Raw genomic sequence first — 26721 nt, forward strand, 5'->3', positions numbered from 1 at the left:
GGCGGGGCGGACGCCGCGTAGGCCGTCGCGGGCCCCGGCCGCCCCGCGCGTACGGGCCCCGGGGCGTACAGCCCGGGGCGTACGGGCCCGGGCCGGCCGAAGCCGGGCGCGCCCGACGCCCAGAGCCCGCCCCCCGCCGTCCGCCCGCGCCGTCAGCGGGCTCGGCGCAGCCGCTTCGTGTAGCCGATGTCCTGCGCGCAGGTGTCGGTCGCCGCGTGGAACCAGCGGTAGTAGCCCTCACGCGCGCCGCTGACCGAGGTCTTCCCCGCGCCTCTCGCGTCGGCGCGCACGTACGCCACCTGCCGCCACCCGGTGCGCCCGTCCGCCGACCACTGGAGGGCCGTCCGCTGCCCGACCACGTCGCAGTCTCCCGAGCCGGTCAGGGTGACGGAGCCGGTGACGACGCCGCCGCGGCTCATGGCGTACGGGCCGGAGTGCAGCTCCAGCGGGTCCGGGATGCCGACGGGCACGCCTTGGACGGCGTCGCCCGAGATGTCGAGGAAGGGGTCGGCCTCCCACCGCGAGCCCACGGTGATGTCGCCGTCGGCCGGCACGCGCACGGTGTCGGAGAAGGTGCCGTCGCCGTCCGTCCGTAGCTGGTGGCTGATCTCCCGGCCGCCGCCCTCCGCGACGTACTGCACGCTGATCCCGATGCCCTTGACCGGGCGCCAGATCGAGCCGTCCTTGCGCTGGAAGGTGCCCTCCACCTCCACGTCGCGCCCGGTGCGGGTGGCGGGTCCCTTGGTGAAGCGCGTGGTCAGGCGGGCCTTGGCGGGAGTGGCGCCGATGTCGCCGTAGCGCGTCACGGCCTCCCAGTTCGACGGGTCGGCGGGGCCGCGGGGGTCGAGGCGGTGGGCCGCGAGGACGCGGACGGTGAAGTCGCCGAGGTCGGGCATGTCGGAGGTCAGGTCCCGGTGTCTGATCTCCACCTGTTCCAGGCGGAAGCGGCCGTCGGCGCCGGTGGTCACCGTGCCGAGCAGCGAGTAGACGTTGTCGTCCTGGCCCGGGTCCCCGGTGTCGTTGAGCCAGTTCTGCGCGATGTCGACGCGCTCGCCCGCGACCGGGACGTCGGGGCCGCCGTCCGGGGCGTGGCGGGTCAGCCGACCGGTCAGGGTCAGCTTGCGCTGGTTGTAGTCGAGGCCGTACGTGCTGACGGCGAGGTCGGCGAACACGTACGGCGACTCGGCGGCGGCCTCGGCGGAACCGGCCGCCTGGGAGGAACCGGCGGCCGGAGAGGGCTGGGCGGTCGTGGCCGACGCCGCCTGCGCGGGCGCCGCCAGGGCGACGGCCGGGGTGCCGACGGCGAGAACGACGGCGAGGATCGAGGCGCGCAGCGCCGCTGACGTGTGACCGGTGCGAACTGACATCGGGGTCCCCCTGGACATAGAGCGGCTCGGCCGTGGGGGGAGCGGCACGGCGTCCTCGCGCGTCGCCGCGGCCGGGCCGCGCGGCTCGCCCCACACCGGGTCAGACCACCCGGGCCGCCCGGCCGTTGTAGGGAAGCGGCAGTTCGTGTGTGAAGGAAGCGTGAACATCCGGGCCGCTCCGGTCCCGGCCGACCAGGCTCCCGGGAGCCCGGTCGGCCGGGTTTCCCGGGGCGCCTGGCCCGCTGGGCGGGTGGCGCGCGGTCCGCCGGGCGGGTGGCGGCCGGTCCGCTGAGCGGACTGCGGCGGGACAGGAGCGCCGCGGAGCGTCAGCATCCCTTCAGCAGGTGGTACGCGCCGAGTGCCCGCGTGCGGTGCCGCGACGGGGGCGGCACCGCACGCGGGCACCGGGCGGCCCCGGGGCCGGGACCCGCGTCGCCCGCGGCCCCGGCTCGGCCCCGGCCCCGGACTCGTGCCCCGCCCCGCCTCAGCGGCGCGGGCGCCGGCCGCACTCCTGCGTGGGCGGGCTCTGGTCGGCGGCCGGCAGGGTCGGCTTCGGCAGGGTCGCGACCTCCTCCTTGGCCTTCCGCAGCTGCTCGGCGGTGTCGTGCGGCAGCCGCGGCGGCCGCGGCGCGGCGTGCGTGAAGCCGAACGCGGAGGTCAGGTCGCCGAACGTACGGCGGCGCCACTGGCTGATGTTCGGCTCCTCGACCCCGGTGAACCGCTCCAGGAACCGCAGCACCGACGTGTGGTCGAACGCCTCGCCGGCCGCCCAGCCGCCCACCGTCCACGGCGAGACGATGATGCACGGCACCCGGAAGCCCGCGCCGATGGGCAGGCCCTTGACGAACTCGTCGGGCGTGCCCGCCTTCGGGACCGGCGGCGGCACGTGGTCGAACAGGCCGTCGTTCTCGTCGTAGTTGAGGATGAAGGCCGTCTTGCGCCACACCGTGGGGTTGGCGGCGATCGCCTCGATCTTGGAGGCCACGAAGTCCGCGCCGGCCGCGGGCAGGTAGTCGGGGTGCTCGGACTGGTAGCTGGTCGGCAGGATCCAGGACACGGCCGGCAGCCGGTCGTTGCGGGCGTCGTCCTCGAAGGTCCCCTCCGGCTGGGCCACCAGACCCCGGTCGTGCAGCGGGTCGCCGGGCCTGGCCTGCTGGAACTGCGCGAACTGCGACAGCATGTTGGTGCCGTAGTTGTCGTCCTGCTGGTAGACCTTCCAGCTCACGCCCGCCGCCTGAAGCCGCTCGGCGTAGGTGGTCCACCGGTAGGGCTTGGGCGCCCTGTTGTTGAGGATCGGGCCGCCCCTGGTGCCGGAGGGGTCGATGGTGCCGGTCATCCAGTACAGGCGGTTGGGCCAGGTGGGCCCGAAGACCGAGCAGAAGTAGTTGTCGCAGACGGTGAACGCCTCGGCCAGCGCGAACTGGAAGGGTATGTCCTCGCGGGTGTAGTAGCCCATGACGTACGGGCCGTTGACGCCGTCGGCCTTGCGGTGGGCGGGCAGCCAGCGGTCCATCCTGCCGCCGTTCCACGCCTCGTGCTGCACCGACCAGGCGTGGCTGGTGGAGGGGATGGCCTGGGCGCTGGTGGTGCGCGTGTCCAGGTGGAACGGCAGCAGGTAGCCCTCGGGGTTGACCTCGTCCGGCTGGTAGAAGACGGACCGGCCGGTGGACAGCGTCAGCGCGTCCGGGTCGGCGAAGCCGCGCACGCCCTTGAGGGTGCCGAAGTAGTGGTCGAAGGAACGATTCTCCTGCATCAGCAGCACGACGTGCTCGATGTCGTCCAGCGAGCCGTGGCGCGGCGGGCCCGACGCGATCGCGTTCCGCACGCTCGCGGGCAGCAGCGCCAGCGCCGCCGCCCCGCCGAGCGCGCCCGCCGAGGAGCCGAGGAGCCTACGCCGGGTCAGATCGGACATGGATGTCCCTACTTCCTGTGCTTCCCTGTGCTTCCCTGTGCTTCCTGTGCTTTCTGCGCGCCGAGGTGCGGGTGCGCCGAGGTGCGTGCTTCGTGCGCCGCGCGTGCTGCGCCGCGCGTGCTGCGCCGCGCGTGCTGCGCCGCGCGTGCGCGCAGCGCGCTTCACGCCGCAGGAGGCGCGATCGGACCGCAGACGACTGTGGCGCGGGCCCGGCGACGCGGAGGAGGGGACTCGCGTGAACGGCACATCAATACCTGGCGAAGCCCGGGCAGGCGGCCGAGCGGTCGGTGACGCGGCGTCGCCTTTTTGTTCGTACGCAATTATTACCTGCGGTAATGGAAAATGGACGGCGAGCGATCGCGGTGCTTTGATGGAGGACATTGAAACGATAAAGACAGTATGTCCGAAATTCTCCGCTAAGCCCCTGTTTTCACAGAGCATGCTTGCATGGCACCTGTATCGCGGACATGGCGGTCGCTTTGCCAAGGGTTGACTGGGTGTCACCGCAAACCTCTGGCGCCCCGTCGGGAAATGTGTCGCTGGCCACTGTCCGTTATGTAGTGGTATGTCGCTCAATGAAAGGTTTTACAACCCTGAGATTTTGTCTGTCGATGGGTTAGCTTTGGGGTCGGCGTGGGGGTCGGCCCGGTCCGCACTGGACCTGGATTTAACGTGCTTTTAATTTGACTTTACCGACCCTTGGCGTTGTAGCCTCGATCAGGTGATGGTTCGCACTGGCACGCAAGAATTAAGGATGATCCGTTGATTCCTTCGGTCAGTTTCGCTGAAGCGGTTCCCCAGACCCACGAAAATTCCGCCCTCTCCTGGCTGGACCCGGTCCGGGAGATGAGCGTGGCCAGGCTGCGCGAGAGCGAATGGGAGATTGTCGAGGCCGCCGAGCGGGCCCTCGCCGACATCGTCCCCACGCTCTCCCGGGACGACTCCGGTGTGATCACCGACCTGAAGTCCGTCAAGAAGCGGCTCGCCGAGCGCGGTCTCGGCGGCATCGACATCCCGGCCGAGCACGGCGGCCGGGGCGCGTCCCCGCTCGCGCAGGCGCTGGTGCAGTTCCTGTGCGGCTACTACGACGTGGACCTGCGTGACAGCGCCCACGCCGGGCACGGCCACCTCATCGTCAAGCACGGCAGCGACCGGCAGCGCGCCGAGTGGGTCCCGGTGATGCTCGCCGGGGGCCTGGTGGGCATCGCCGCCACCGAGCCGAGGGGCGGCACCAACGTCCGGCGGCCGCACACGGTCGTGCGCCGGGCGCCCGACGGCCTGCGCATCACGGGGACGAAACGTTTTATCAGCCGCATCGAGGAGGCGTCCGTCTTCGTCGTGTTCGCCCGCGAGGAGGACACCGACGCGCTGCGGGCCGTGCTGGTCCCCGCCGACACGCCCGGCCTGCTGCGCACCCGGCTCACCCCGACCGGCCTGGCGGGCTGGTCCTGGGGCCAGCTCGACTTCGACGACGTCGCCGTGCCGCCCACCGCCGTCCTGCCCGGCTTCGGCGAGGACGCCGGGTGGATCTTCCGCAGTCACTTCGACTACTACCGGCCCATGGTCGCCATGGTCGCCCTCGGCGGCGCCGCCTGGGTGTTCGACCACGTGGTCCAGGGCATACGCGACCGGGTGGACGACGGCCGGATCAGCCGCCCCCGCGACGGGGCCCTGGAGCGCCTGGGCCGCGCCCACGTCGCCCTCCAGTCCGCCCTCCTCGCGGGCCTGGCCGGCGCGGCCCGCAACGCGCAGGCCTCCCCGGCCACCCACGCCTGGTCCGCCGCGATCAAGGCGCACGGCGTGGACACCGCCCACACCGTCGTGTCCGACCTGATGCCGCTGGCCGGCGCCGAGGTCTTCCAGCGCCACACGCACGTCAGCAAGACCCTGCGCGACGTGCGCGGCTTCACCTACGCCGACGGCGTGCACGACGCCCTTCTCGCGGCCGCCGGCCGGGAATTGATGCGCACGGCGGTCCGCTAGTGCGACCCGCGTGGCCGGAACTGCTCGCGGCGATCGGTCCGCCGGTCCTGCTGGGCGTCCTGGTCCTGCGCGTCCGGCTGAAGCTGGCGTACGCGACCTGGGCGGCCGTGGTGCCCGCGGCGGCCGTCGCCGCCGGGCCGTACCACCTGTCCGCGAAGGGTCTGGGCGTGGCCCTCGGCAAGGGCCTGTGGACCGGCTGCTGGGTGCTGGCGATCATCGTCCCGGCGCTGCTGCTGTACGGCCTGTGCGAGCGGGCCGGCGCGGTCGACGCGCTCGGCGAGGAGCTGAGCCGGCTGGCCCCTGACCAGGGCCTCCGGCTCGTCCTCCTCGGCGTGGCGTTCCCCATCGCGCTCCAGGGCGTGGCCGGGTTCGGCATCCCGATCGCGCTGGCCGCGCCGCTGCTCGTACGCGGCGGCATGGACCCGGTGGCCGCCGTCGCCGCGATCAGCATCGGCTACAACTGGGGCGTCGCCTTCGGCTCCCTGGGCTCGCCGTACTTCGTGCTGCTGGCCACCTCCGGCCTGCCGCACGCCCACGCCACCGAACTCGCGGTCCGCACGGCCGTGGTGCTGGGCGCGAACTGCCTGTGCGCCACCTTGCTCGTCTTGCGGCATGTGCCGCGTGCACAGCGGCGCGCCACCGCCGGGCTCATGGTGGCGGTGGCGGCGGTGATGACCGCGGTGTCCGTCGGGTGCGCCGCGGTCCAGCCCGCCCTCAGCTCGTTCGCCGCGGGCCTGTCGGGCATGGCCGTGTGCGCCGCGCTCGCCTGGCGGCGCGGCGGCCGGGCCGACCCGGGCCGCACCCTGCGGGCCGCCCTGCCGTACGCCACGCTCGGCGCCCTCATCGTCGTCGCCAGCCTGCCGTGGGTGCACCGGCTGGGCGAGGCGGTGTCGGTGGGCCCGTCCTTCCCGGCCACGACGGCGGGATTCCACCACCTCAACGCGGCGGTGTCCGAATACACCCCGCTCGTGCTCGTCCGCCACCCGCTGACCTTCCTCGCCCTGGCCGTCGCCGTGGCCGGCGCGTACTACTGGCGCACCGGCGCCCTGGACGGCAAGGCCGCCCGCCTCGCGCTGCGCACCACCGGCAGGCGGGCCCTGCCGTCCGTGCTGTCCGTGCCCGGGCTGACCGTGCTGGCGGCGCTGATGGTGGAGTCCGGCATGGTCTCCGCGCTGGCCGAAAGCCTCGCCGGCCTGCTGGACGGCGCCTACCTGCCGCTGGTCCCGCTGGTCGCCGCCGCGGGCACGCTGATCATCGGCAACAACACCGCGGCCAACGCCCTGTTCGGCCCGTTCCAGGCCGCCGCGGCCGGCCACCTCGGCGTACGGGAGACGGTCCTGCTGGCCGGGCAGGGCGCGGGCGCCACGATCGGCAACACGCTCGCGCCGGTCAACCTCCTCGTCGGCCTCTCCGCGATCGGCAAGCAGGGCGAGGAGTCCCGCCTCATACGACGCAACCTGCCAGACGCCGCCCTGCTGGTCGCGGTGACGGCGCTGGCGACGACGGCCCAGCTCTGGATCACCTGAACCCGCAAACCCATCCACCCGCAAAACGCCCCACCTGGCTCACTTGCACGGAGGAGAACATGCCCCCCGCACCCGCCGAAGCCGCCCCGCAGACCACCATCGGCGGTGTCAACGGCGCGGAAGGCTACTACCACTACCGCGGCTACTCGGCGTCCGAGCTGGCCGCGGAGCGCTCGTACGAGGACGTGTGGCACCTGCTGGCCGTCGGAGACCTGCCGGACAAGGAGCACGCCGCCGCCTTCGCCGACGCCACCCGCCCCGCCCGCCGCCTGCCCCCCGGCCTCGAACCCGCCCTGGAGCGGATCGCCGCCACCGGCGTCGCCCCCCACGACGGCCTGCGCGCCGCCCTGCCGCTGCTCGCCCCCGCCCTGGCCCTGCGCCCGCTGCTGGACACCGCCCCCGACGTCCGCCGCCGCGAGGGCCTGGCCCTGACGGCCGTGCTGCCCACCGCCGTCGCGGCGCTGCACCGCCTGAGCCGCGGCGAGCCCGTCGTGCCGCCCCGCGACGACCTGGGCACGGCGGCCAACTACCTGTACATGCTCACCGGCACCGAACCCTCCGGCGAGCACGCCCGCGCGCTGGAGCGCTACCTGGTCGCGGTCATGGACCACGGGCTGAGCGTGTGCGCGTACGCCGCGCGGGTCGTCGCCTCCACCGGCACCGACCTGGCCGCGGCCGTCGCGGGCGCGCTCGCCGCCCTCGGCGGCCCCCTGCACGGCGGCGCCCCCGGCCGCGTCCTGGACACCCTCACCGCCATCGGCACCCCCGACCGCGCCGACGCCTGGCTGCGCGACCGCATGGCGGGCGGCGGCCGGGTGCCCGGCTTCGGCCACGCCGTCTACGCGGGCGAGGACCCCCGCACCCGCCTGCTGCGCGAGGTGGCCACCCGGCTCGGCGGCGACCTGGCCGAGCTGGCGCTGGCGGTCGAGCGGCGGGTCCCGGAGCTGTACGCGGAGCTGAGGCCCGGCCGGACCCTGCACAGCAACGTCGAGTTCTACGCGGCCGTCGTGCAGACCCTGTGCGGCCTGCCCCCCGACCTGCTCACGGCGACCTTCGCCTGCGGCCGGGTGGTCGGCTGGTGCGCGCACGTGGCCGAACAGGCCGACACCGGCCGCCGCCCGATCACCCCGGGCGCGCGGTACGCCGGGCCGCAGCCGCCGCGGGAGCTGCCGACGTGACGGGGGCGGCGCGGGTCACCGGCCCCGCGCCGCCCCAGCGGCCCCGGCCCCAGCCCCGACCGAGCCCCCCGCCCCAGCCGCCCCGGCCCCAGGCCCGCCCCGGACCCCCGCCGAGCGGTCCGGCACCCGCGCGGCGACCTTCGCCTGGAAGTCGGGACACCGGGTGAAGTCGTCGGCGCCGCACTCCATGGCGTGCTCGACGAGCGCCAAGGACGCCTGGGCGCCGGCGATGCGGCGCCGGAGTTCGTCGCAGTGCTCCCGGTAGAGCGCGCGCCGCGCGTCGCGGTCGGCGGGCCCGTCCAGCAGCAGCCGCATCTGCTCCAGGCTGAGCCCCGCCTCCTTGCCGAGCAGGATGACCGCGACGCGGGCCAGGTCCTGCCGGCCGTAGCGGCGCCGGCCGTTGCCGCGCCGCGGCGGCGCCAGCAGACCCACGTCCTCCCAGTGCCGCAGCACGTGCGTGGCCAGCCCGAACCGCGCCGCCAGCTCCCCGATGGACAGGTCCTCGCTTGACTTCATGCCGACATGAACTTGCAGAGTCCGAGGTGTTGTCAAGCGACCGGACGGAGCACCGTGATGATGACCGACAGCGCACGCCGCCGCCTCGGCGAGCGGGGACCCGAGGTGTCCGCGATCGGCCTGGGCTGCATGAGCCTGAGCCACGCCTACGGGCCCGCGGACCGCGCGGAGGCCCTGCGCACCCTCCACCACGCCCTGGACCTCGGCGTGGACCACTTCGACACGGCCGACGCGTACGGCCTGGGCCACAACGAGGAACTGGTCGGGGAGGTGGTACGGGCCCGCCGGGACGAGGTGGTGCTGGCGACGAAGTTCGGCCTGCGCGGCGCCCCCGGCAGCCCCTCCGCCGTCATCGACACCTCCCCGGACTGGGCGGTCCGTGCCTGCGACGCCTCCCTGCACCGGCTCGGCGTCGACACCGTCGACCTGTACTACGCCCACCGACGCGACCCGCGCGTGCCGATCGAGGAGACGGTCGGGGCGATGGCCGGCCTCGTCGCCGCCGGGAAGGTACGCCGGCTCGGCCTGTCGGAGGTCAGCCCGGCGACCCTGCGCGCCGCGCACGCCGTCCACCCCATCGCGGCGGTACAGGTGGAGTACTCGCTGTTCACACGCGACGTGGCCGAGGGCGAGCTGCTGGCCACCTGCCGCGAACTGGGCGTGGCCCTCGTCGCCTACTCGCCGATCGGCCGCGGCCTGCTCAGCGGCTCGTGCGCGCTGACCGACGGCGACCAGCGCGCGCACCTGCCCCGCTTCTCCGCCGGCAACCTGCCGCACAACCTCGCGCTGGCCGACGCCGTACGCCAGGTCGCCGCCGAGATCGGCCGCCCGCCCGCCCAGGCGGCGCTGGCCTGGGTGCTCGCCCAGGGCCCGGACGTCGTCGCCATCCCCGGCACCCGCAGCGCCGCGCACCTCGCCGACAACGCCGCCGCCCGCGACCTGCGGCTCACCCCCGGGCAGCTCGCCAGGCTCTCGGACGCGGTGCCGCCGTCCGCCGTGGCCGGCGAGCGCTACCCGCGGCACGCCCTGGCCCTCGTGGGCCGCTGACCGAGGAGGCACTGGTGAACGAGAGAGTCAACGCCCGCCTGCACGCCACCGTCCACCGCCACGGCGGCGACTTCGACCAGCGGCGCAGCAGGTCCTACGACCGGCTCGCCCGGCGGACCCTGCGGGGCCTGTACCGGCGGGTGGCCGACGACGTCGCCGCCGTCGCGCCGCGGGCCGGGGTGGTGCTCGACGTGGGCACCGGCCCCGGACGCCTCCTGCACGAGGTCGCCGCCCGCCGGGACGACCTGGTCCTGGAAGGCGTCGACGTGTCCGCCGACATGATCGCCGTCGCGCGGCAGGCCGCCACCGAGCGCGGCCTGTCCGGCCGCCTCGCCTTGCAGACCGCCGACGTGGCGGCGCTCCCGTACGGCGTCGGCGGCGTCGACCTGGTGGTGACGACCCTGAGCATGCACCACTGGCCGGCCGTCGACGCGGCCGCCGCGGAGCTGGCCCGGGTGCTGCGCCCGGGCGGCAGCCTGCTGGTGTACGACTTCCGGTTCGCGCCGCTGACGCAGGCCCTGGCCGCCCTGGGCCGCCAGCCGGCCTTCGCCTCCACCCGCACGTCGCGGACCCCGGTCCGTACCCCCTGGTCCCCGGTCGCGGTGTTCACCCGCCTGGCGCTGACCGCGTCGGACCCTTCGGACCCCCGCGAAGGCTGACCGGCCGCCGTCCGCTCCGGTCGGCCCGCCGCCCCGGCCGGGCCACCGGGCGTTCGGGTGGCCCGGCCTGCCCGCGCGGCAGGCCGCCCCGTAGAGTCTGTCGCTCCCAGCGGATGGGGGGTGGAACGGAAAGGACGGGCCATGGCACGGGCGTTGCTGCTTCGTAGGGACCTCAAAGACCGTAAGCAGGAGCAGGAAGGGGTTCCCTGGCGGATCAGCGATTCCGGGACGACCCGGGAAGAGCGGCTGAACGAGAAGGTCATCGCCTATCCCGAGCGGCAGCTCCCGCCCGGTGGCGGGGTGAAGGAGTACAAGGCCGCGCGCAAGAGCGGCGCCCGTGCGTTCACCCTCTGGGCCGACCCTGACCGCCGGCAGGTGTACGCGCACGTCACCACGGAGCAGACGGCGAAGGACGGCGCCGTGTACCAGGTCGTGAGTCCGGCGGGGGAGCCGCTGGCGGTCGTCACCCGACGGCCGGCCCTGCGGGGCGGCGGGGTGCGGGCCCGCTGGACCGTCCAGCCGGTCGGCCAGCCGCCGGCTGTCGGCTACAAGGGGCGGATCGGCTGGTGGTGCGCCTGGTGGCTGCTGTCGCCCGTGTGGTTCGCCGTCGCCGCCCTGTGCATAGTCGGCGCTCTTCTCGGCGGGGGCGACGGCGATGTTCCGCGCATGCCGCGCCGGGTCGTCTGGCGCGCCGGGGGCAGGCAGGTGCTGGATGCGCGGAGCGCCAGTGGGGGCTACCGGTTGCAGGTGCCGGACGACTCCGGCTGGGACTGGTGGGACCCGCGGGTGACCGCCGCCGTGGTCGCTCTGCTGAACAGCCACGCCGGGCTGCTCGGCCTCAACTGGGACGCCGACCGGGACTGACACCACGGCACGGCGCACACCGCCGGCACGGCCCGCGCCGTCGTCACCACGGACACGAAGGCGTCCTTCGGGAGTCTGCCCCGGGAACACCCGCGGGCGCACCGCCGCCCGGGCCGGGGCAGAGGCGCACCGGCCGGGCGCCGGTTCGCCACCGTGGTCGCGGGCCGCGGCACGGCGGGCCCGGCGCGAGGGGCGGGTTCAGACGGTGAAGGGCCGCTGGTCGGCGAAGGCGTCCCCGTTGGTGGCTCCGACCCGGTACAGGTTGGGGGTCTGGTAGGGCGGCATCTGGTCGACGATCTGGCGGTAGAGGGTCTTGTACGTGCCCTGGAAGCCGCCGTTCCTCCAGGTCTTGAGCAGCGTCTCGGTGAACAGGCCGTTGACGCCGCTGCCGTCGCTGGAGGTCTGGTTGTCCTGGCACCCGGAGATCAGCATGATGTCGGCGCTCAGCTCCTGCTGGTCGCCCGCGGGCAGATCCCGCTGGATGCCGTCGTACACCTCCTGGTCCCGCTCGTAGTTGTACAGCTGGGCCTCGCTGGGCAGGGCTCTGACCCGCTCCCGTACGTCGCTCGGGTCGCTGGTGTCGAACGTCCGCTCCAGCTCCGAGTCGTCGATGAGCAGGGGCAGCTCCCGGGCGACCGTCCCGCTGTGGCAGCTGTCGGAGAGGATGAGGATGCGCACGTCCTTGTCGAACTTCGAGTACGCCTGGTACAGCTCGTCGTCGACGTACTGCCGGTCGTAGAGCACCCAGGTCTCGTCCTTGGCGTCCGGCTCGTCACCGTTCTTGTCGGGCACCTGCGAGCCGTGCCCGGCGTAGGTCAGCAGCAGCATGTCGCCCGCGGACAGGTCCGCGGCGGCCCGCTTCAGCGCGTCGGTCACCGTCTGCCGCGTCGCCTCCCTGCTGAGCAGGACCGGACCGACCGAGAAGCCGGCCGACTCGGCGAGCGCCGCCATGGCCTTGGCGTCGTTCTCGCAGTTCTTGAGCTGGCCTTTCGTGCCGTACTTGCTGGCGTCGATCTCGTTCATGCCGATGTGGATGGATACGCCTCGCGACATCCCGTACTCCTTGACGTGCGCACCGCTGGGTGCCTCTTGGGTCCTGGCAGCCGCCTGGCGGAGGACGTCACGCGGACCTTCGCACGGGACGCCCGCGGCGTCGGCCGCGCTTTCGACAGGCCCTGCGCTTTCGAGAGGAGGGGAACGGTCCGTCCACGGGTCCCGTCGGCCGGCGGACCAGGCCGTCCCCGGCGGGTTTCCCCGGCTGCGCAAGCATGCTTAACCGCTTCTTGCGCGCGCACGCTCCGCCAAGCGGATGATGTCCGTTCGATCGGCAGGTAGATCCGGTTCCCCGACGCCGCGAAGTCTTCCGACTTGGCGCGCATGCCAGCGGCGACCTCCCCGGCATCCTCGCTGGTCAGACCCATGTCGGCGCCGTACTGCTCTGTGATGGTTCTGCTGAGCGTCCGGCTTGCCAGGCACGGGTGATCTTCACCCTGAGTGGTCGTCAGTTGCCACGACCCCAACTGGGCAAGAGACCCCAGTCCCCCCGAGACCGCAGTAACCATTAATGTTGCGCGAAAGGTACTGCTGGTGGTAGTCCTCGGCCGGGTAGAACGGCCCGGCGGGCAGGATCTCCGTGGTGATCTCGCCGTACCCGGCCCCGCTCAGCACCGCCTGGTACGCGGCGCGCGACTCCTCGGCCTCCTTCAGCTGCGCCGCGGAGTGCGGGTAGACCGCCGACCGGTACTGCGTGCCCACGTCGTTGCCCTGGCGGAAGCCCTGGGTGGGGTCGTGGGACTCCCAGAACAGCTTCAGCAGGGCCGCGTACGAGGTGACGGACGGGTCGTAGACCACGCGCACGGCCTCCGTGTGGCCGGTGAGGCCGCCGCACACCTCCTCGTACGTCGGGTTGGGCGTGTGGCCGCCCTGGTAGCCGACGAGGGTGGTCCACACTCCGGGGGCCTGCCAGAACTTCCGCTCGGCGCCCCAGAAGCAGCCCAGGCCGAAGTCGGCGACGGCCAGGTGCTCCGGGTACGGGCCGGCCAGCGGGTTGCCCAGGACGGTGTGCCGCGCGGGTACGGGGAAGGCCGGTTCGGGGCGGCCCTTGAGCGCTTCCTCAGGGGAGGGCAGGCGGGTCTTGTAGCGACTGAACAGCATCGGGAGCTCCAAGAGGTGCCGGGGGCGCGGACGGGCGGACGGGGGGCGCCCGCCGGTCCGCCGTGAGCGGACGTGGCAGGCATTGCACGTTTAAAAGACAACGGCCGCAGAAGGCGGGGAATTCCGGGGCCCGGAAGTGGGGCCCGGGAGCGAGGGCCCGCCCCGGCGGCCAGCGGCCAGCGGCCCGGGCCCGTCCCGGCACCGGCCCGCTCTCGCCCGGCGGCGGTCCCCGGCGATCCCTGTGCACCCTCGGCGAGCCCCCGGCGGCCTCACCCCGGCAGGCTCGCCGGCGTCCCGCCCTGGGCCTCCCAGCCCGCCACCGCCACCGCCCGGTACGCCGCGTACTCGGCCGCCGGATCCGTCCCGTACGACCACGGCACCGCCCCCACGTGCCCGTCCACCCGGCGCAGCTGCTCCAGGGCCTCCGCCCACCGCTCCGCCCGCACCAGGAACCAGGCCAGCAGGTGCCGCACGTGCGGCAGCACCGGGTGGTCGGCGGGGGCGTGCCGGGCCGCGTACTGGGCGCCTTCGATCGCGCGCGTGATGACGGCGCTCTGGTACAGGCTGCGCACGAGCTGGACGTCCGGCAGGTGGTCGTAGACCGCGAACAGCGGCAGCGCGGACAGCAGGCTGCCCTTCGGAGCGGACGCGGCGGCCGCGTGGGCGAAGGCGTCGGCCTGGTCCTGGGAGCCGTGCCACTTCTCGCTCCAGTAGTGCAGCGCGGCCAGGTGCGCGCCCATGTGGTGCGGGGCGCGGTCGGTGACCTTCGTCCACAGGGCCTGGAAGTCGGCCTCCCGGTAGCCCATGCCGCGCGCGACGCCCAGCTCCACGACGTACGGGACCGGGTCGCCCGGGGCCAGCAAAGCCGCCTCGCCGCAGACGGTGCGGGCCTCCTCCAGGATCATCCGGAAGTCCTGCGACGCCGGATCGCGCAGCGCCTGCCGCACCAGGAACTCGGCGTGCACGGCCGCGCCGCCGGGGTCCTTGGGCGCCTCCACGCGCCAGGTGCGCAGCCACACGCCGCCCCGGCCGGGCTCGCGCGCCAGCTCGTGGACGGCCGACCCGGCCAGGCTCTGCACGCGCTGCCAGCGCAGCTCCGACTCCGCGTCGGTGAGGGCGAGCAGCCGGGAGGCGGGCTGCCAGGTGCCGGTGCGGGCGACCTCCTCCAGCGCGTCGATCAGCTCGCGGTCGGGGCCGGGCAGCCGCACGTCGAGCTGTTCGCGCGGCACGAAGCCGTACGCGCCGGGGTCCGCCGCGTGCAGCCCGCCGAGCGTCACGTCCCGGCCGCCGCGCCGCCGCAGGATCGCCGGTACGACCAGCAGTCCGCCGATCATGACGAGCGCGGAGAGGAAGAGCAGCAGTTCCATGGAGGTCCCCGTGTGAACGATGTGTGGCGAAGCCGGGCCCGTGCGGGCACCCGGGTTCGGCGTGGCTCGCAGGTCAAGCGTAGGCGCTGTGAGGTGCGTCCGGCCGTCAGCGGGGAGCGTCGTGGCCGGGGCGGGCCGCCGGGGGGTTTACCCTCGGCCTCATGACCGACCAGGAATCCCAGCACGACCCCTCGCGGCGCTTCGAGAGCTTCGAGACGCTGGCCATCCACGCCGGGCAGGAGCCGGACGCGCTCACCGGTGCCGTGGTCCCGCCGATCTACCAGGTGTCCACCTACAAGCAGGACGGCGTCGGGGGGTTGCGCGGCGGCTACGAGTACAGCCGCTCGGCAAACCCCACCCGCACCGCCCTGGAGGAGAACCTGGCCGCGCTGGAGGGCGGCCGCCGCGGGCTCGCGTTCGCCTCGGGCCTCGCCGCGGAGGACTGCCTGCTGCGGACCCTGCTGGTGCCCGGCGACCACGTGGTCATCCCGAACGACGCCTACGGCGGCACGTTCCGCCTGATCTCCAAGGTCGCCGAGCGGTGGGGCGTGGAGTGGTCGGTCGCCGACACCTCCGACGCCGCCGCGGTGCGGGCGGCGCTGCGGCCGCGCACGAAGCTGGTGTGGGTCGAGACGCCGAGCAACCCGCTGCTGGGCATCACCGATATCGCCGCCATGGCCGACATCGCCCGTACGGCCGGGGCCAGGCTGGTGGTGGACAACACCTTCGCCAGCCCCTACCTCCAGCAGCCGCTGGCGCTGGGCGCGGACGTGGTCGTGCACTCCACGACCAAGTACATGGGCGGCCACTCGGACGTCATCGGCGGCGCGCTCGTCGTCGGCGACGCGGGCCTCGCGGACGAACTGGCCTTCCACCAGAACGCGATGGGCGCGGTCGCCGGCCCGTTCGACGCGTGGCTGGTGCTGCGCGGCATCAAGACCCTGGCGGTGCGCATGGACCGGCACAGTGCGAACGCCACGCGGGTCGCCGAGCTGCTGGCCGCCCACCCGAAGGTGACGCAGGTCTTCTACCCGGGGCTGCCCGGGCACCCGGGCCACGAGGTGGCCGCCAAGCAGATGCGCGCCTTCGGCGGCATGGTGTCCTTCCGCGTCGCGGGCGGGGAGGAGGCCGCGGTCGCGGTGTGCGACCGGGCGGAGCTGTTCACGCTGGGCGAGTCGCTGGGCGGCGTGGAGTCGCTGATCGAGCACCCGGGACGGATGACGCACGCGTCGGCGGCGGGCTCGGCGCTGGAGGTCCCGGGCGACCTGATCCGGCTGTCCGTGGGCATCGAGGCCGTGGACGACCTGCTGGCGGACCTGACGCGGGCGCTGGCCTGACGCGGGCGCTGGCCTGACGCGCGGTCCCTCGCGGCCTGACAGGCGGCGGGCGGCGGTCCCCGGGGCCCGGCCGTACGGGCGCGTGGTACGGGGCCTTAGGGGCGTGTGTACGGGGCCGTACGGGCGGGATCGGGCCCGTGCGGGAGCGCGCGGCGGCGCCAGGCGGCAGGGCGCCCGCGCGGGGTGTCGACCGGGGCGCTGTCGTGCCCGGCCTTCGGCCGACGCGCCCCGCATGGTCGCGTCGGCCGGTGTCTGGGTCGTTGGTCCCAAGGACGGCCTCGTGCGGCCCTACGTCCCGTAGAGTATTCGGTGCCGTAGGTGAGGCTCGTACGTCCGTCCGCCGGGTGTCATGACCCCGGCGTAGCGCGCGTACGGCCCCCTCCGGGCGGGGGAATCGCGTCGCTCGTCGCTCCGCCGCGCCGCCCTTCGCGGGGGTGCGGGGGAGGATGCGGGCGTGGGTCCGCTTGCGGTCAGGCTGCGGCCGGACCGCCTGGCGACGCGCATCCGGAAGGGGGCGTCCGTAGGAGCCGTCAGGAGGTCATGGTGGGCTGCGGCAGGGTGGTGTGGATGCTGGACAGCGCCGAGTTGAAGCGCGTCAGCAGCTCGCAGAACATGTCGCGCTCCTCGTCGCTCCAGGCCTCCGTCGCCCGTGCCATCAGCGCGCGCCGGGAGGAGCGGACCTCCTCCAGGCGGGCCTTGCCGCGGGGCGAGAGCTGCAGGACGACGGCGCGGCCGTCCTCCGGATGGGAGGTCCGCTTCACCATGCCGGAGTCGACCAGCGGAGCCACCTGGCGGGTGACCGTGGAGGAGTCGATGCCCATGCCACCGGCCAGGGCCTTGACCCCCATGGGGCCCTCCTGGTCGAGGCGGTTGAGGAGCAGGTAGGCGGCCCGGTCCATGGAGTTGCGGGACTGGCCAACGCCTCCGAGGCGGGTCTGTTCCGCACGCCGGGCGAAGACGGCGACCTGGTGCTGCAGGGAGTCGAGGACAGGAGCGTCAAGCGGAGTCATCATGTCCGATTGAGTGGGCATGGCCTGTAAGCTCACTTCGTGCGGGGTCTGGGGATGGGGCACAGAGTACGCGGCTGAGGCCCTTCTGGTAGGGGGAGCTGCACGAACCTGCCGTCTGGCATATGCCCCGGGCCCCTGGTTCCGATGCGGACTTGCGACACTGAGGACATGACCGGACGATCCGGCGAGGCGGGAGGAGCCCCCTCCGCGCCCCCTTCCGCGAGCGCTCCGATCACTCTCCGGAGGGTGGTCGAGGCGCGCCGGACCCTGGCCGGGGTGGCCCGCGTCACCGCCGTCGAGACCAGCCGCTACCTGTCCGCCCTGGTCGGCTCCCCGGTGTACCTCAAATGTGAGAACTTGCAGCGTACGGGCTCTTTCAAGCTACGTGGCGGCTATGTGCGGATCGCCGGTCTGAGCCCGGCCGAGCGGGCCGCGGGCGTGGTCGCGGCCAGCGCCGGCAACCACGCCCAGGGGGTGGCCCTGGCGGCCTCGCTGCTGGGTGTGCGTTCGACCGTGTTCATGCCGGAAGGTGCCCCCCTGCCCAAGATCGCGGCCACCCGCGACTACGGAGCCGAGGTGCGGCTTCGGGGACAGGTAGTGGACGAAACAATGCGGGTGGCCCAGGAACACGCCGCCGCCACCGGCGCCGTCCTCATCCACCCCTTCGACCATCCGGACGTCATCGCCGGGCAGGGCACGCTGGGTCTGGAGATCGTGGAGCAGTGCCCCGACGTGCGCACCGTGGTGGTGGGCGTCGGCGGGGGCGGGCTCGCGGCGGGCGTCGCGGTCGCGGTGAAGGCGCTGCGGCCGGACGTGACGGTGGTGGGCGTACAGGCGGAGGGCTCCGCCGCGTACGTCCCGTCGCTGGCCGCCGGGCACCCGGTGACCATTCCCGCGCCCACCACCATCGCGGACGGCATCCGGGTGGGCCGGCCCGGGGACATCCCCTTCAAAATCATTGGCGATCTGGTCGACGAAGTCCGTACGGTTTCCGAGGACGAGCTGTCCAGCGCGCTCCTGGTGTGCCTGGAGCGGGCCAAGCTGGTGGTGGAGCCGGCCGGGGCGAGCCCGGTGGCCGCGCTGCTGTCGGCGCCGCACTCCTTCGAGGGCCCCGTGGTCGCGGTGCTCTCCGGGGGAAACGTGGACCCGCTGCTGATGCACCGGGTGCTGCGCCGGGGCATGGTCGCGGCCGGGCGCTACCTGTCCCTGCGGCTGCGGCTGACCGACCGGCCCGGGGCGCTGGCGACACTGCTGGGGGTGTTGTCAGTGGCGGACGCTAACGTCCTGGACGTGGGCCACGTACGGACCGACCCGCGGCTCGGGCTCACGGAAGCGGAGGTGGACGTGCACCTGGAGACCAAGGGGCCGGAGCACTGCGCCCAGGTCGGCGCGGCGCTGAGGGAGGCGGGCTACACCGTGCTGGCCTGACCGATCCCGCGCCGCCGATCCCCGCGCCACCGATCCCCGCTGCCGATCCCGCGCCGCCGATCCCCGCGCCGCCGATCCCGCGCCACCGACCCGGCGTCGGCCNGCCGATCCCGCGCCACCGACCCGGCGTCGGCCGGCCCCGCGCCGACCGACCCGGCACCGGACGGTTCCGCGCAGGCCGCAGGGCCGCGCGAGCCGTGGGCGGCGGGCGGCGGGCGGCCCCGTGGCGCCGCCGCCTTGCCCGTTCCTCCTCCTTCCTGCTCCCGTCCGCTGTCCGCCTCCCGTCCGTTGCCCGCCTGATGCCCGCTGTCCGTCTGATGCCCGTCTGATCTCCGCCGTCGTCCACAACGCCGCCTGACCGCTTCCGACCCGCCCGGCCCCGCGGATCCACACACGAACTATATCGCGATGTATCGCGTATTGCGCTACACTGTGCGGGCCGTGCCTCGGTTCTGCGCGCGCGCACCGTTCCGCACCGTTGCACACTGACCGCCACAGGCCCGTCAGCGACCCGAGAAACCGCGAACACCGAAACTAGGGGGAAGCCATATGCCAGGCGCCATCTATGCCGAGGGCCTGGTGAAGACCTTCGGCGAAGTAAGGGCTCTGGACGGCGTCGACCTCGACGTCCCGCAAGGAACCGTCCTGGGACTGCTCGGCCCCAACGGCGCCGGCAAGACCACCACCGTCCGGGTGCTGACCACCCTGCTCAAACCCGACGGCGGCACGGCCCGTGTCGCCGGCCTCGACGTGGTCCGCAATCCCAACGAGGTACGCAGGTCCATCGGCCTGTCCGGCCAGTTCGCGGCCGTGGACGAATACCTCACCGGTCGCGAGAACCTCCAGATGGTCGGCCAGCTCTACCAGATGAGCGCGCGCACCGCCAAGGTCCGCGCGGTCGAGCTGCTGGAGCGCTTCAACCTCACCGAGGCGGCCGACCGCACCACCAAGACGTACTCCGGCGGTATGCGCCGTCGCCTCGACCTGGCGGCCGCCCTGGTGGTCAGCCCGCCGGTGATGTTCATGGACGAGCCGACCACGGGTCTCGACCCGCGCAACCGGCAGGCGCTGTGGGAGGTCATCCAGGAGCTGGTGGCCGGCGGCACCACCCTGCTGCTGACCACGCAGTATCTGGAGGAGGCCGACCACCTCGCCGACGACATATGCGTCATCGACCACGGACACGTCATCGCCCGCGGCACGGCCGACCAGCTCAAGGCGCAGACGGGCGGCGAGCGCGTGGAGGTCGTGGTGCACGAGCGCGAGCGCCTGCCGGAGGCCGTGCAGGTGCTGCGGGGCCTGGGCAAGGGCGAGGCCACCGTCCAGGACCACATCCGCAAGGTGACCGTCCCGGTCGCCGGCGGCGCCAGGCTGCTCGCCGAGGTCATCCGCGAGCTGGACACCCGCGGCATCGAGATCGACGACATCGGCCTGCGCCGCCCCACGCTCGACGACGTGTTCATATCGCTCACCGGCCACGGCGCCGAGGCGGCCCCGGCGAACGGGAACGAGGAGGCCAAGTGATGGCAGTCGACCAGAGGACCAGTCCCGTGGCCCGCCACCATCACGCGGCCCCGCCGAAACGGGCGGGCCTGGTGCGGGGCGCGCGCGACTCGCTCGTGGTGGCCCGGCGCAACCTCATCCGCATGATGCGTATCCCGGAGATCGTGATCTTCGGGCTGATCCAGCCGATCATGTTCGTGGTGCTGTTCAGCTACGTCTTCGGCGGCGCCATCGCCGTGCCGGGGTCGGGCGGCGGGGCCTCGGCGTACCGCGAGTTCCTGATGGCGGGCATCTTCGCGCAGACGGTCACCTTCGCCACGGCGGGTGCGGGCGCGGGCATCGCCGAGGACATGCACAAGGGCCTGATCGACCGCTTCCGGTCGCTGCCGATGTCGCGCGGCGCGGTGCTCACCGGCCGCACGCTGGCGGACCTGGTGCAGACGGCGCTGACCCTCGTCGTGCTGGCCGTCGTCGCGGTCATCGTCGGCTGGCGGGTGCACGACGGCATACCGGAGGCGCTCGTGGGCTTCGCCCTGCTGCTCCTGCTCGGCTACGCCTTCTCCTGGATCGGCGCGCTGATCGGCCTGTCCGTGCGCAGCCCGGAGGCGGCGACCTCGGGGGGCCTGATCTGGCTGTTCCCGCTGACGTTCATATCGAACGCCTTCGTGCCGTCCAGCCAGATGCCCGCCTTCCTCGGGCACGTCGCCGACTGGAACCCGTTCAGCGCCACCGTGCAGGCGGCGCGGGAGCTGTACGGCAACCCCGAGGGCCTGGTCTCGGACGCCTGGCCCATGCAGCACCCGGTGTGGGCCTCGATCCTCTGGTCGATCGTGATCATCGCGATCTTCCGGACCCTGGCCGTCCGCAAGTACCGCTCGGCGAGCGTCTGACAGCCGCCGCCCGGCGGCGCCTGGGCGGCGTCAGGCCCTAGCCCGCCGGGACCCGTGCGGCGGGTGGCGCGGCGGCGAGCGGCGCATCCGCGCCGGTCCAGGGCTCCGGGCGCCCGGCGAGGCGGCCCCGCCGCGCCCTGGACGTCCCGCGCCGCACCGCGTCCCCTGGCCCGCCGCGCGACCCCCGGGCGCTGCCCGGCGCGGCCTCGGCCCCCGGCCCTCCCGGCCGGGGGCCGAGACGGGCCCGCGCTCAGCCCTGGTAGGGCTTGGCGTCCAGGATCTTCACCGACGCCTTCCGGCCGTTCGGCAGCTCGTACTCGGCCATCTCGTCGACCTTCTTGCCGTTGACCGCCGAGCCGAGCGGGGACTGCGGCGAGTAGGTCTCGATGACCCCGCTCGCGTACTCCCGGGAGGCGAGCAGGAAGGACAGCGTGTCGTCCGGGTCGCCGTCGAAGGCGATGCTGACCACCATGCCGGGAGCCACCACGCCGGTGTCGGCCGGGGCCTCGCCCACCTTCGCGTTCTCCAGAAGCTGCGTGAGCTGGCGGACGCGGAGCTCCTGCTTGCCCTGCTCCTCCTTGGCGGCGTGGTAACCGCCGTTCTCCCGCAGGTCACCTTCCTCCCGCGCCGCCTCGATCTTCTTCGCGATGTCGACACGTGCGGGACCCGACAGATACTCCAGCTCTGCCTTCAACTGGTCGTACGCCTCCTGCGTCAGCCAGGTGACGTTAGCGCTGGTCTGGGTCACGGGTGCTCCTCGTCGGTACTGGGGTCGATGCTCAGATCATTGCCCAGGTTCGTACTGGGTATACAAATGAACGCCCTACTCGGAAGGGTTGCGCCTTCGAAGCGGGGCGAAACCACGAGCCTAACAATTCCGGGACGAAACGGGGAGTCCCGGCACGTAGGGGTGCTGTTAACGGCCGCCGTCGGCGGACTCGCAGTCCACCAGCTCGGCGGCGGTGGCCCGGCTCGTGGTCCGGACGGTCACCACCCGCACGACGTCGTCCCGCCGCTGGTCGATGGTGACGTCCTTGCGGCCCACCTCGGCGTGGTCGGCGTCCAGCGCCCGCAGCGTGCACACGCCGGTGGCGCTCTCGCCCTTGGTGACCTCCAGGCGGACCTGGACGGCGTCGTCGGAGACGACCTGGAAGGCGGTCACCTGGCCGGTGACGTCCTGGCTGGTGAAGTACGAGAACCCGAACCAGCCGAGCACCGCCACCGCTCCGGCGCCCAGCACGGCGCCGACCACCTTCAGGGTACGGTCCGCGCGCTCGTCCGTGGCCCGGCCGTAACGCCCGGACGGCAGCCCCTCGCGCACGGCGCCCATGATGCCTTCCTCCGATAAGTTCGGGGAACCGGGAATTATTCCACCCGGTGTCTGAGTCACTATAGAAGCCGTCTACCGCTCCGAATCACCGAGGATCCTGCCTTGACCGAGCAGCTGCGACTCATGGCCGTGCACGCCCATCCGGACGACGAGTCCAGCAAGGGTGCCGCCACCATGGCGAAGTACGTGTCCGAGGGGGTGGACGTGCTGGTCGCGACCTGCACCGGCGGGGAACGCGGCTCCATCCTGAACCCCAAGCTCCAGGGCGACCCCTATATCGAGGAGCACATTCACGAGGTGCGCGCCAAGGAGATGGAGGAGGCGCGCGAAATCCTCGGCGTCAGGCAGGAGTGGCTGGGCTTCGTGGACTCCGGCCTGCCCGAGGGCGACCCGCTGCCCCCGCTCCCCGAGGGCTGCTTCGCGCTTCAGCCCGTGGAGGACGCCGCCGAGGCGCTGGTCAGGCTCGTCCGCTCGTTCAGGCCGCACGTGATCACCACGTACGACGAGAACGGCGGCTACCCGCACCCCGACCACATCATGACCCACAAGATCTCCATGGTGGCCTTCGACGCCGCGGGCGACCCCGAGCGGTACCCGGACGCGGGCGAGCCGTGGCAGCCGCTGAAGCTCTACTACAACCAGGGATTCAACCGCCCGCGCACCCAGGCGCTGCACGAGTCACTGCTCGCGCGCGGCCTGGAGTCGCCCTACGGGGAGTGGCTGGAGCGCTGGGACCGGACCGACTGGCCCGAGCGCACCCTGACCACCTACGTGCCGTGCAGCGACTTCTTCGAGATCCGCGACAAGGCGCTGATCGCCCACCGTACGCAGATCGACCCCGACGGCGGCTGGTTCCACGTGCCGATGGACATCCAGAAGGAGGTCTGGCCGACGGAGGAGTACGAGCTGGCCAAGTCCCTGGTGGACACCTCCCTCCCCGAGGACGACCTCTTCGCGGGCATCCGCAACAATTGAGCCCATGATGAGCACCCTCGCCGCGGCGCAGGCGTTTCCGGCCGTCCAGCTCGCCAAGGACCTGGACGACAACAAGGTCACTCCCGGCGTCCTCGGCTTCATCGTCTTCGCACTGATGGGCGTCGCGGTCTGGCTGCTGATGAAGTCCATGAACAAGCACATGAAGAAGGTGGACTTCCAGGAGGCGCCGGAGGCGGGGCAGCCGCGGGACGGCGGGCCCGCGGCGGCTCGTCGACCGGGTGGCGCGCCCGGCCCGGTCGGCGGCGGCGCCCGGCCTGACGGCGAGGCCCCCGGCCGCCCGTAGTTCCCCGGCCCGCCCGTAGTTCCCCGGCCCGCCCGGGGTCCGGTCCGCCCGGGCGTCCGGCAGCCTGGTCGGCACGGGTGCGGCGGCGCGTGGTGCGACCGCGATACGCCCCGCGGCCGTGGGTCACCGGCTCGCCCGGGCCCGGTACGCCCGGGCGTCCGTGGACCTCTGGCCCACCCGGCTCGCCCGGGCGCCTGTAGACCCCCAGCTTGCCCGGCCCGCCCGAGGAGGTCCGCCCGGGATCCGACCTCCTCCGCAACCGCATCCTCCTGCCCTGATGGCTACCCGACATCACCACCGACTACGGGCCAGATCCGAACGATCTACAGTCCCCAGAATGGATCCGGGCGCCACCGGCCAACATCGAAAGCGGGGCGACTTCTCCGTTCCTTACATGACCCCAAGATCGACCGTGATGGAGAAAGGCACGGTGGCCCTCACCGTGCCGGTGAACATCTCGCCGTCCCTGTAAGTCTTGGTGGCGGGGTCGAGGATGTAGGTGTAGACGATCGGGACCCCGGCGGCGGCCTGCTCGACTCGCCAGTAGAAGGGGATGCCGGCCTTGGCGTACTGGTCCACCTTCACGATCCGGTCAGTGGTCTCCGAGCCGGGCGACACGACCTCGACGACCAGGAGTACGTGCTCAGGGCGGGTGGGTGTGAGGTCGATGGTCTCTGCCCGGTAGACGATGACGTCAGGGCGGCGGTTGGTGAGCGGAACGTCCTGCAGGCGGACGTCGAAGTCCGTGTCCGCGTTCCAGTCAGAGCCTGCACCTGCGTCCAGGGCATTGGCCAGGATCCGGGCCAGCCGGTTGTGCCGCTTCGAGGCGCTCGGACTCACGACGACCATCCCGTCCACGATCTCGATGCCGGCGCACTGTTCCTCGGACCAGGAGTCGTACTGTTCCGCGCTGATCTGCGTACGCATCCACGCGGGCGCCACCATCTCGGCGGTCATGGTGTACCTCCTTCGAGGAGCCTCGGCAGGTCCAGCGCTGCTGCGCCCAGCCTACTGTTCCCAGGTGTTGGACCGCTCGACCCGGAGGAACGCCGGAAAGGTTCGACACCGACCCCGAGAGGGAGGAGCCGCCGGCCACGCGATGGCCCGCAAGTGCAATTCGGCCGAGCGAGGCGGGCGCGTGAAGGTCTCGCCGGTCGCGCCAGGCGCTGTGAGAGGCTGGGTCGTATGAACCGGTTGGCTGGTATGACCTCGCCTTATCTGCTTCAGCACGCTGATAATCCGGTCGACTGGTGGCCGTGGGGACCCGAGGCGTTCGAGGAGGCAAAACGGCGCGATGTCCCCGTTCTGCTGTCGGTCGGATACTCTGCGTGCCACTGGTGCCACGTCATGGCGCGCGAGTCCTTCGAGGACGAGGAGACCGCCGCCCTCCTCAACGAGCACTTCGTGTCCGTCAAGGTCGACCGCGAGGAGCGGCCCGACGTCGACGCCGTCTACATGGAGGCGGTGCAGGCCGCCACCGGCCACGGCGGCTGGCCGATGACCGTGTTCCTCACCCCCGACGCCGAGCCGTTCTACTTCGGCACGTACTTCCCGCCCCGCCCCCGGCACGGCATGCCCTCCTTCCGGCAGGTGCTGGAGGGCGTGCGGGCCGCCTGGGCGGAGCGGCGCGAGGAGGTCGGCGAGGTCGCCGGCGGCATCGCGCGGGACCTGGCCGCCCGGTCCCTGGCCTACGGCGCCCCTCGCCCGCCCGGCGCCGACGACCTGCACGCCGCGCTCATGGGCCTCACCCGCGACTTCGACGCCGTGCACGGCGGCTTCGGCGGCGCGCCGAAGTTCCCGCCGTCCATGGTGCTGGAGTTCCTGCTGCGCCACCACGCCCGCACCGGCTCCGAGGCCGCCTCGCAGATGGTGCGGGCCACCTGCGAGGCCATGGCCCGCGGCGGCATCTACGACCAGCTCGGCGGCGGCTTCGCGCGCTATGCCGTGGACGCCACCTGGACCGTCCCGCACTTCGAGAAGATGCTCTACGACAACGCGCTGCTGACCCGCGTCTACGCCCACCTGTGGCGGGCCACCGGCTCCGGTCTGGCCCGCCGCGTCGCTCTGGAGACCGCGGAGTTCCTGCTGCGCGAGATGCGCACCGAGCAGGGCGGTTTCGCCTCCGCGCTCGACGCCGACAGCGACGACGAGTCCGGCGGCCACGCCGAGGGCGCGTACTACGTATGGACGCCCGCCCAGCTGCGCCACGCGCTGGGCGAGGCGGACGCGGCGTTCGCCGCGGGGTACTTCGGCGTGACCGAGGAGGGCACCTTCGAGCGCGGCGCCTCGGTGCTCCAGCTGCCCGACGGCGAGCCGCCGTCCGACGCCGCCCGGCTGGCGTCCGTGCGGCAGCGGCTGCTCGCGGCCCGCGAGCGGAGGCCGCGCCCCGGCCGAGACGACAAGGTCGTCGCCGCGTGGAACGGGCTGGCCATCGCCGCCCTCGCCGAGACCGGCGCCTACTTCGACCGTCCCGACCTGGTGGCCGCCGCCACCGCCGCCGCCGACCTGCTGGTCCGCGTCCACCTGGACGACCGCGGCCGACTGGCCCGCACCTCGCTCGCCGGATCGACCGGTTCCCACGCGGGCGTCCTGGAGGACTACGCCGACGTGGCCGAGGGCTTCCTCGCCCTCTCGGCCGTCACCGGCGAGGGCGCCTGGGTGGAGCTGGCGGGCCTGCTGCTCGACACGGTGCTGCGCCGCTTCGCCGACGCGGACGGCGCGCTGTACGACACGGCCGACGACGCCGAGGCCCTGATCCGCCGCCCCCAGGACCCCACGGACAACGCCGCGCCCTCCGGCTGGACGGCCGCGGCCGGGGCGCTGCTGTCCTACGCGGCCCTCACCGGCAGCGACCGCCACCGGGAGGCGGCCGAGCGGGCCCTGGGCGTGGTCACCGCGCTCGGCCCGCGCGCGCCCCGGTACGTCGGCTGGGGCCTGGCGGTGGCCGAGGCCCTGCTCGACGGGCCGCGTGAGGTGGCGGTCGTGGGCCCCGACGGGGACCCGGCCACCCTGGCCCTGCACCGGGCCGCCCTGCTGGGCACCGCGCCCGGCGCGGTCGTCGCGGTCGGTCCGCCCGGCTCCGGCGAGGTGCCGCTCGTCGAGGGTCGCCCACTGGCCGACGGCCGCCCGGCCGCGTACGTCTGCCGCCACTTCACCTGCGAGGCGCCCACCTCCGACGCCGAGGCCCTGGCGGACAACCTGGGCGCACTCACGGCCCTGGCCGTGCCGTGAGCGGTGGCAGCCGGGGCCGCCGGGGCCCGCCCGTCGGCGGGACCGCGGCGGCCTGAGCCGGGCCTGAGCGGCGGGGCCTACGGTCGGGGAGTGCCGTCCGGCGCGGGCCGGTCCCCGCTCGCGCCGCGCGGCTGTCCTTG

Annotated in this window: 24 protein-coding genes; 14 read left to right on the forward strand and 10 right to left on the reverse strand. The window is 73.4% G+C overall.

Annotated features, from left to right (window positions below):
- Positions 1–152: 152 nt before the first annotated feature.
- Positions 153–1367, reverse strand: coding sequence for a hypothetical protein (locus tag RKE29_RS08600; protein ID WP_312004487.1), 1215 nt, complete (start codon positions 1365–1367; stop codon positions 153–155).
- A 484-nt stretch (positions 1368–1851) separates the two neighbouring features.
- Positions 1852–3279 (reverse strand): alkaline phosphatase family protein, encoded by a 1428-nt coding sequence (locus tag RKE29_RS08605; RefSeq protein ID WP_312004488.1) that lies wholly within the window; start codon positions 3277–3279, stop codon positions 1852–1854.
- A gap of 235 nt (positions 3280–3514) precedes the next feature.
- Between RKE29_RS08605 and RKE29_RS08610 the strand changes: the two genes are divergently transcribed.
- The 4 genes from RKE29_RS08610 to RKE29_RS08625 all read left to right on the forward strand — a co-directional run bounded on the left by RKE29_RS08610 (position 3515) and on the right by RKE29_RS08625 (position 7966).
- Positions 3515–3772 carry a hypothetical protein gene (locus tag RKE29_RS08610; RefSeq protein WP_312004489.1) on the forward strand — a complete coding sequence of 86 codons (258 nt, stop codon included), beginning with the start codon at positions 3515–3517 and terminating at the stop codon, positions 3770–3772.
- A gap of 353 nt (positions 3773–4125) precedes the next feature.
- Entirely contained in the window at positions 4126–5262 is a 1137-nt protein-coding gene (locus tag RKE29_RS08615; protein WP_312004490.1) for an acyl-CoA dehydrogenase family protein, read from the forward strand.
- Entirely contained in the window at positions 5262–6788 is a 1527-nt protein-coding gene (locus tag RKE29_RS08620; RefSeq protein WP_312004491.1) for an L-lactate permease, read from the forward strand. Before RKE29_RS08615 ends, RKE29_RS08620 begins: the two co-directional genes overlap by 1 nt.
- Before the next feature lie 59 nt (positions 6789–6847).
- A complete protein-coding gene (locus tag RKE29_RS08625; RefSeq protein ID WP_312004493.1) occupies positions 6848–7966 on the forward strand; it encodes a citrate/2-methylcitrate synthase in 1119 nt (372 codons plus the stop codon).
- 15 nt (positions 7967–7981) lie between these two features.
- On the opposite strand, the gene RKE29_RS08630 is transcribed toward RKE29_RS08625, so the two are convergent.
- The gene (locus RKE29_RS08630; protein ID WP_312004494.1) at positions 7982–8482 is read right to left on the reverse strand and encodes a MerR family transcriptional regulator; all 501 of its coding nucleotides are present in this window, start codon (positions 8480–8482) and stop codon (positions 7982–7984) included.
- A 60-nt stretch (positions 8483–8542) separates the two neighbouring features.
- Here RKE29_RS08630 and RKE29_RS08635 point away from each other — a divergent pair, with 60 nt between their 5' ends.
- The 3 genes from RKE29_RS08635 (at position 8543) to RKE29_RS08645 (ending at position 11052) form a co-directional block, all read left to right on the forward strand.
- A complete protein-coding gene (locus RKE29_RS08635; RefSeq protein ID WP_312004515.1) occupies positions 8543–9529 on the forward strand; it encodes an aldo/keto reductase in 987 nt (328 codons plus the stop codon).
- A 14-nt stretch (positions 9530–9543) separates the two neighbouring features.
- Entirely contained in the window at positions 9544–10188 is a 645-nt protein-coding gene (locus RKE29_RS08640) for a class I SAM-dependent methyltransferase (protein WP_312004495.1), read from the forward strand.
- A gap of 141 nt (positions 10189–10329) precedes the next feature.
- Positions 10330–11052, forward strand: coding sequence for a hypothetical protein (locus RKE29_RS08645; RefSeq protein WP_312004496.1), 723 nt, complete (start codon positions 10330–10332; stop codon positions 11050–11052).
- Between the two features lie 198 nt (positions 11053–11250).
- Here RKE29_RS08645 and RKE29_RS08650 read toward each other — a convergent pair whose 3' ends face one another.
- The 3 genes from RKE29_RS08650 to RKE29_RS08660 form a co-directional block, all read right to left on the reverse strand.
- Positions 11251–12105, reverse strand: coding sequence for a caspase family protein (locus RKE29_RS08650; protein WP_312004497.1), 855 nt, complete (start codon positions 12103–12105; stop codon positions 11251–11253).
- A 432-nt stretch (positions 12106–12537) separates the two neighbouring features.
- The gene (gene msrA / locus RKE29_RS08655) at positions 12538–13206 is read right to left on the reverse strand and encodes a peptide-methionine (S)-S-oxide reductase MsrA (RefSeq protein WP_312004498.1); all 669 of its coding nucleotides are present in this window, start codon (positions 13204–13206) and stop codon (positions 12538–12540) included.
- A 269-nt stretch (positions 13207–13475) separates the two neighbouring features.
- Positions 13476–14573 carry a hypothetical protein gene (locus RKE29_RS08660; protein WP_312004499.1) on the reverse strand — a complete coding sequence of 366 codons (1098 nt, stop codon included), beginning with the start codon at positions 14571–14573 and terminating at the stop codon, positions 13476–13478.
- A gap of 161 nt (positions 14574–14734) precedes the next feature.
- Between RKE29_RS08660 and RKE29_RS08665 the strand changes: the two genes are divergently transcribed.
- Complete coding sequence (locus tag RKE29_RS08665) at positions 14735–15910, forward strand: cystathionine gamma-synthase (protein WP_312004501.1); 1176 nt, start codon at positions 14735–14737, stop codon at positions 15908–15910.
- 530 nt (positions 15911–16440) lie between these two features.
- On the opposite strand, the gene RKE29_RS08670 is transcribed toward RKE29_RS08665, so the two are convergent.
- Complete coding sequence (locus tag RKE29_RS08670) at positions 16441–16941, reverse strand: MarR family transcriptional regulator (RefSeq protein ID WP_312004502.1); 501 nt, start codon at positions 16939–16941, stop codon at positions 16441–16443.
- A gap of 147 nt (positions 16942–17088) precedes the next feature.
- Here RKE29_RS08670 and ilvA point away from each other — a divergent pair, with 147 nt between their 5' ends.
- From ilvA to RKE29_RS08685, 3 genes are all read left to right on the forward strand, one after another.
- Positions 17089–18348 carry a threonine ammonia-lyase gene (gene ilvA / locus RKE29_RS08675; RefSeq protein WP_312004503.1) on the forward strand — a complete coding sequence of 420 codons (1260 nt, stop codon included), beginning with the start codon at positions 17089–17091 and terminating at the stop codon, positions 18346–18348.
- 549 nt (positions 18349–18897) lie between these two features.
- Complete coding sequence (locus tag RKE29_RS08680) at positions 18898–19872, forward strand: ATP-binding cassette domain-containing protein (protein WP_312004504.1); 975 nt, start codon at positions 18898–18900, stop codon at positions 19870–19872.
- Entirely contained in the window at positions 19872–20741 is an 870-nt protein-coding gene (locus tag RKE29_RS08685; protein WP_312004505.1) for an ABC transporter permease, read from the forward strand. The genes RKE29_RS08680 and RKE29_RS08685 overlap by 1 nt, the downstream gene beginning before the upstream one ends.
- 250 nt (positions 20742–20991) lie before the next feature.
- Here the strand turns inward: RKE29_RS08685 and greA are convergent, their stop codons facing one another.
- Complete coding sequence (gene greA, locus RKE29_RS08690; protein ID WP_312004506.1) at positions 20992–21489, reverse strand: transcription elongation factor GreA; 498 nt, start codon at positions 21487–21489, stop codon at positions 20992–20994.
- Positions 21490–21657: 168 nt separating this feature from the next.
- Positions 21658–22071, reverse strand: coding sequence for a DUF4307 domain-containing protein (locus tag RKE29_RS08695; RefSeq protein WP_312004507.1), 414 nt, complete (start codon positions 22069–22071; stop codon positions 21658–21660).
- A gap of 102 nt (positions 22072–22173) precedes the next feature.
- Here RKE29_RS08695 and mca point away from each other — a divergent pair, with 102 nt between their 5' ends.
- Complete coding sequence (gene mca / locus RKE29_RS08700; protein ID WP_312004508.1) at positions 22174–23046, forward strand: mycothiol conjugate amidase Mca; 873 nt, start codon at positions 22174–22176, stop codon at positions 23044–23046.
- A gap of 7 nt (positions 23047–23053) precedes the next feature.
- The gene (locus tag RKE29_RS08705; RefSeq protein WP_312004516.1) at positions 23054–23350 is read left to right on the forward strand and encodes a hypothetical protein; all 297 of its coding nucleotides are present in this window, start codon (positions 23054–23056) and stop codon (positions 23348–23350) included.
- Between the two features lie 390 nt (positions 23351–23740).
- Here the strand turns inward: RKE29_RS08705 and RKE29_RS08710 are convergent, their stop codons facing one another.
- Positions 23741–24307 (reverse strand): Uma2 family endonuclease, encoded by a 567-nt coding sequence (locus tag RKE29_RS08710; protein WP_312004509.1) that lies wholly within the window; start codon positions 24305–24307, stop codon positions 23741–23743.
- Positions 24308–24535: 228 nt separating this feature from the next.
- Here RKE29_RS08710 and RKE29_RS08715 point away from each other — a divergent pair, with 228 nt between their 5' ends.
- Positions 24536–26581 carry a thioredoxin domain-containing protein gene (locus tag RKE29_RS08715; RefSeq protein ID WP_312004510.1) on the forward strand — a complete coding sequence of 682 codons (2046 nt, stop codon included), beginning with the start codon at positions 24536–24538 and terminating at the stop codon, positions 26579–26581.
- The last annotated feature ends 140 nt before the right edge of the window (positions 26582–26721 follow it).

Source organism: Streptomyces sp. B1866 (assembly GCF_031932565.1).
GTDB lineage: Bacteria > Actinomycetota > Actinomycetes > Streptomycetales > Streptomycetaceae > Streptomyces.

Coding starts and splice junctions, on each gene's coding strand:
- RKE29_RS08670 (WP_312004502.1), bottom strand. CDS start 16,941: ATGCCCACTCAATCGGACATGATGACTCCGCTTGACGCTCCTGTCCTC.
- RKE29_RS08680 (WP_312004504.1), top strand. CDS start 18,898: ATGCCAGGCGCCATCTATGCCGAGGGCCTGGTGAAGACCTTCGGCGAA.
- RKE29_RS08695 (WP_312004507.1), bottom strand. CDS start 22,071: ATGGGCGCCGTGCGCGAGGGGCTGCCGTCCGGGCGTTACGGCCGGGCC.
- msrA (WP_312004498.1), bottom strand. CDS start 13,206: ATGCTGTTCAGTCGCTACAAGACCCGCCTGCCCTCCCCTGAGGAAGCG.
- RKE29_RS08710 (WP_312004509.1), bottom strand. CDS start 24,307: ATGACCGCCGAGATGGTGGCGCCCGCGTGGATGCGTACGCAGATCAGC.
- RKE29_RS08715 (WP_312004510.1), top strand. CDS start 24,536: ATGAACCGGTTGGCTGGTATGACCTCGCCTTATCTGCTTCAGCACGCT.
- RKE29_RS08605 (WP_312004488.1), bottom strand. CDS start 3,279: ATGTCCGATCTGACCCGGCGTAGGCTCCTCGGCTCCTCGGCGGGCGCG.
- RKE29_RS08635 (WP_312004515.1), top strand. CDS start 8,543: ATGACCGACAGCGCACGCCGCCGCCTCGGCGAGCGGGGACCCGAGGTG.
- RKE29_RS08650 (WP_312004497.1), bottom strand. CDS start 12,105: ATGTCGCGAGGCGTATCCATCCACATCGGCATGAACGAGATCGACGCC.
- RKE29_RS08665 (WP_312004501.1), top strand. CDS start 14,735: ATGACCGACCAGGAATCCCAGCACGACCCCTCGCGGCGCTTCGAGAGC.
- RKE29_RS08615 (WP_312004490.1), top strand. CDS start 4,126: ATGAGCGTGGCCAGGCTGCGCGAGAGCGAATGGGAGATTGTCGAGGCC.
- RKE29_RS08705 (WP_312004516.1), top strand. CDS start 23,054: ATGAGCACCCTCGCCGCGGCGCAGGCGTTTCCGGCCGTCCAGCTCGCC.
- RKE29_RS08600 (WP_312004487.1), bottom strand. CDS start 1,367: ATGTCAGTTCGCACCGGTCACACGTCAGCGGCGCTGCGCGCCTCGATC.
- RKE29_RS08630 (WP_312004494.1), bottom strand. CDS start 8,482: ATGAAGTCAAGCGAGGACCTGTCCATCGGGGAGCTGGCGGCGCGGTTC.
- ilvA (WP_312004503.1), top strand. CDS start 17,089: ATGACCGGACGATCCGGCGAGGCGGGAGGAGCCCCCTCCGCGCCCCCT.
- RKE29_RS08625 (WP_312004493.1), top strand. CDS start 6,848: ATGCCCCCCGCACCCGCCGAAGCCGCCCCGCAGACCACCATCGGCGGT.
- RKE29_RS08660 (WP_312004499.1), bottom strand. CDS start 14,573: ATGGAACTGCTGCTCTTCCTCTCCGCGCTCGTCATGATCGGCGGACTG.
- RKE29_RS08685 (WP_312004505.1), top strand. CDS start 19,872: ATGGCAGTCGACCAGAGGACCAGTCCCGTGGCCCGCCACCATCACGCG.
- RKE29_RS08645 (WP_312004496.1), top strand. CDS start 10,330: ATGGCACGGGCGTTGCTGCTTCGTAGGGACCTCAAAGACCGTAAGCAG.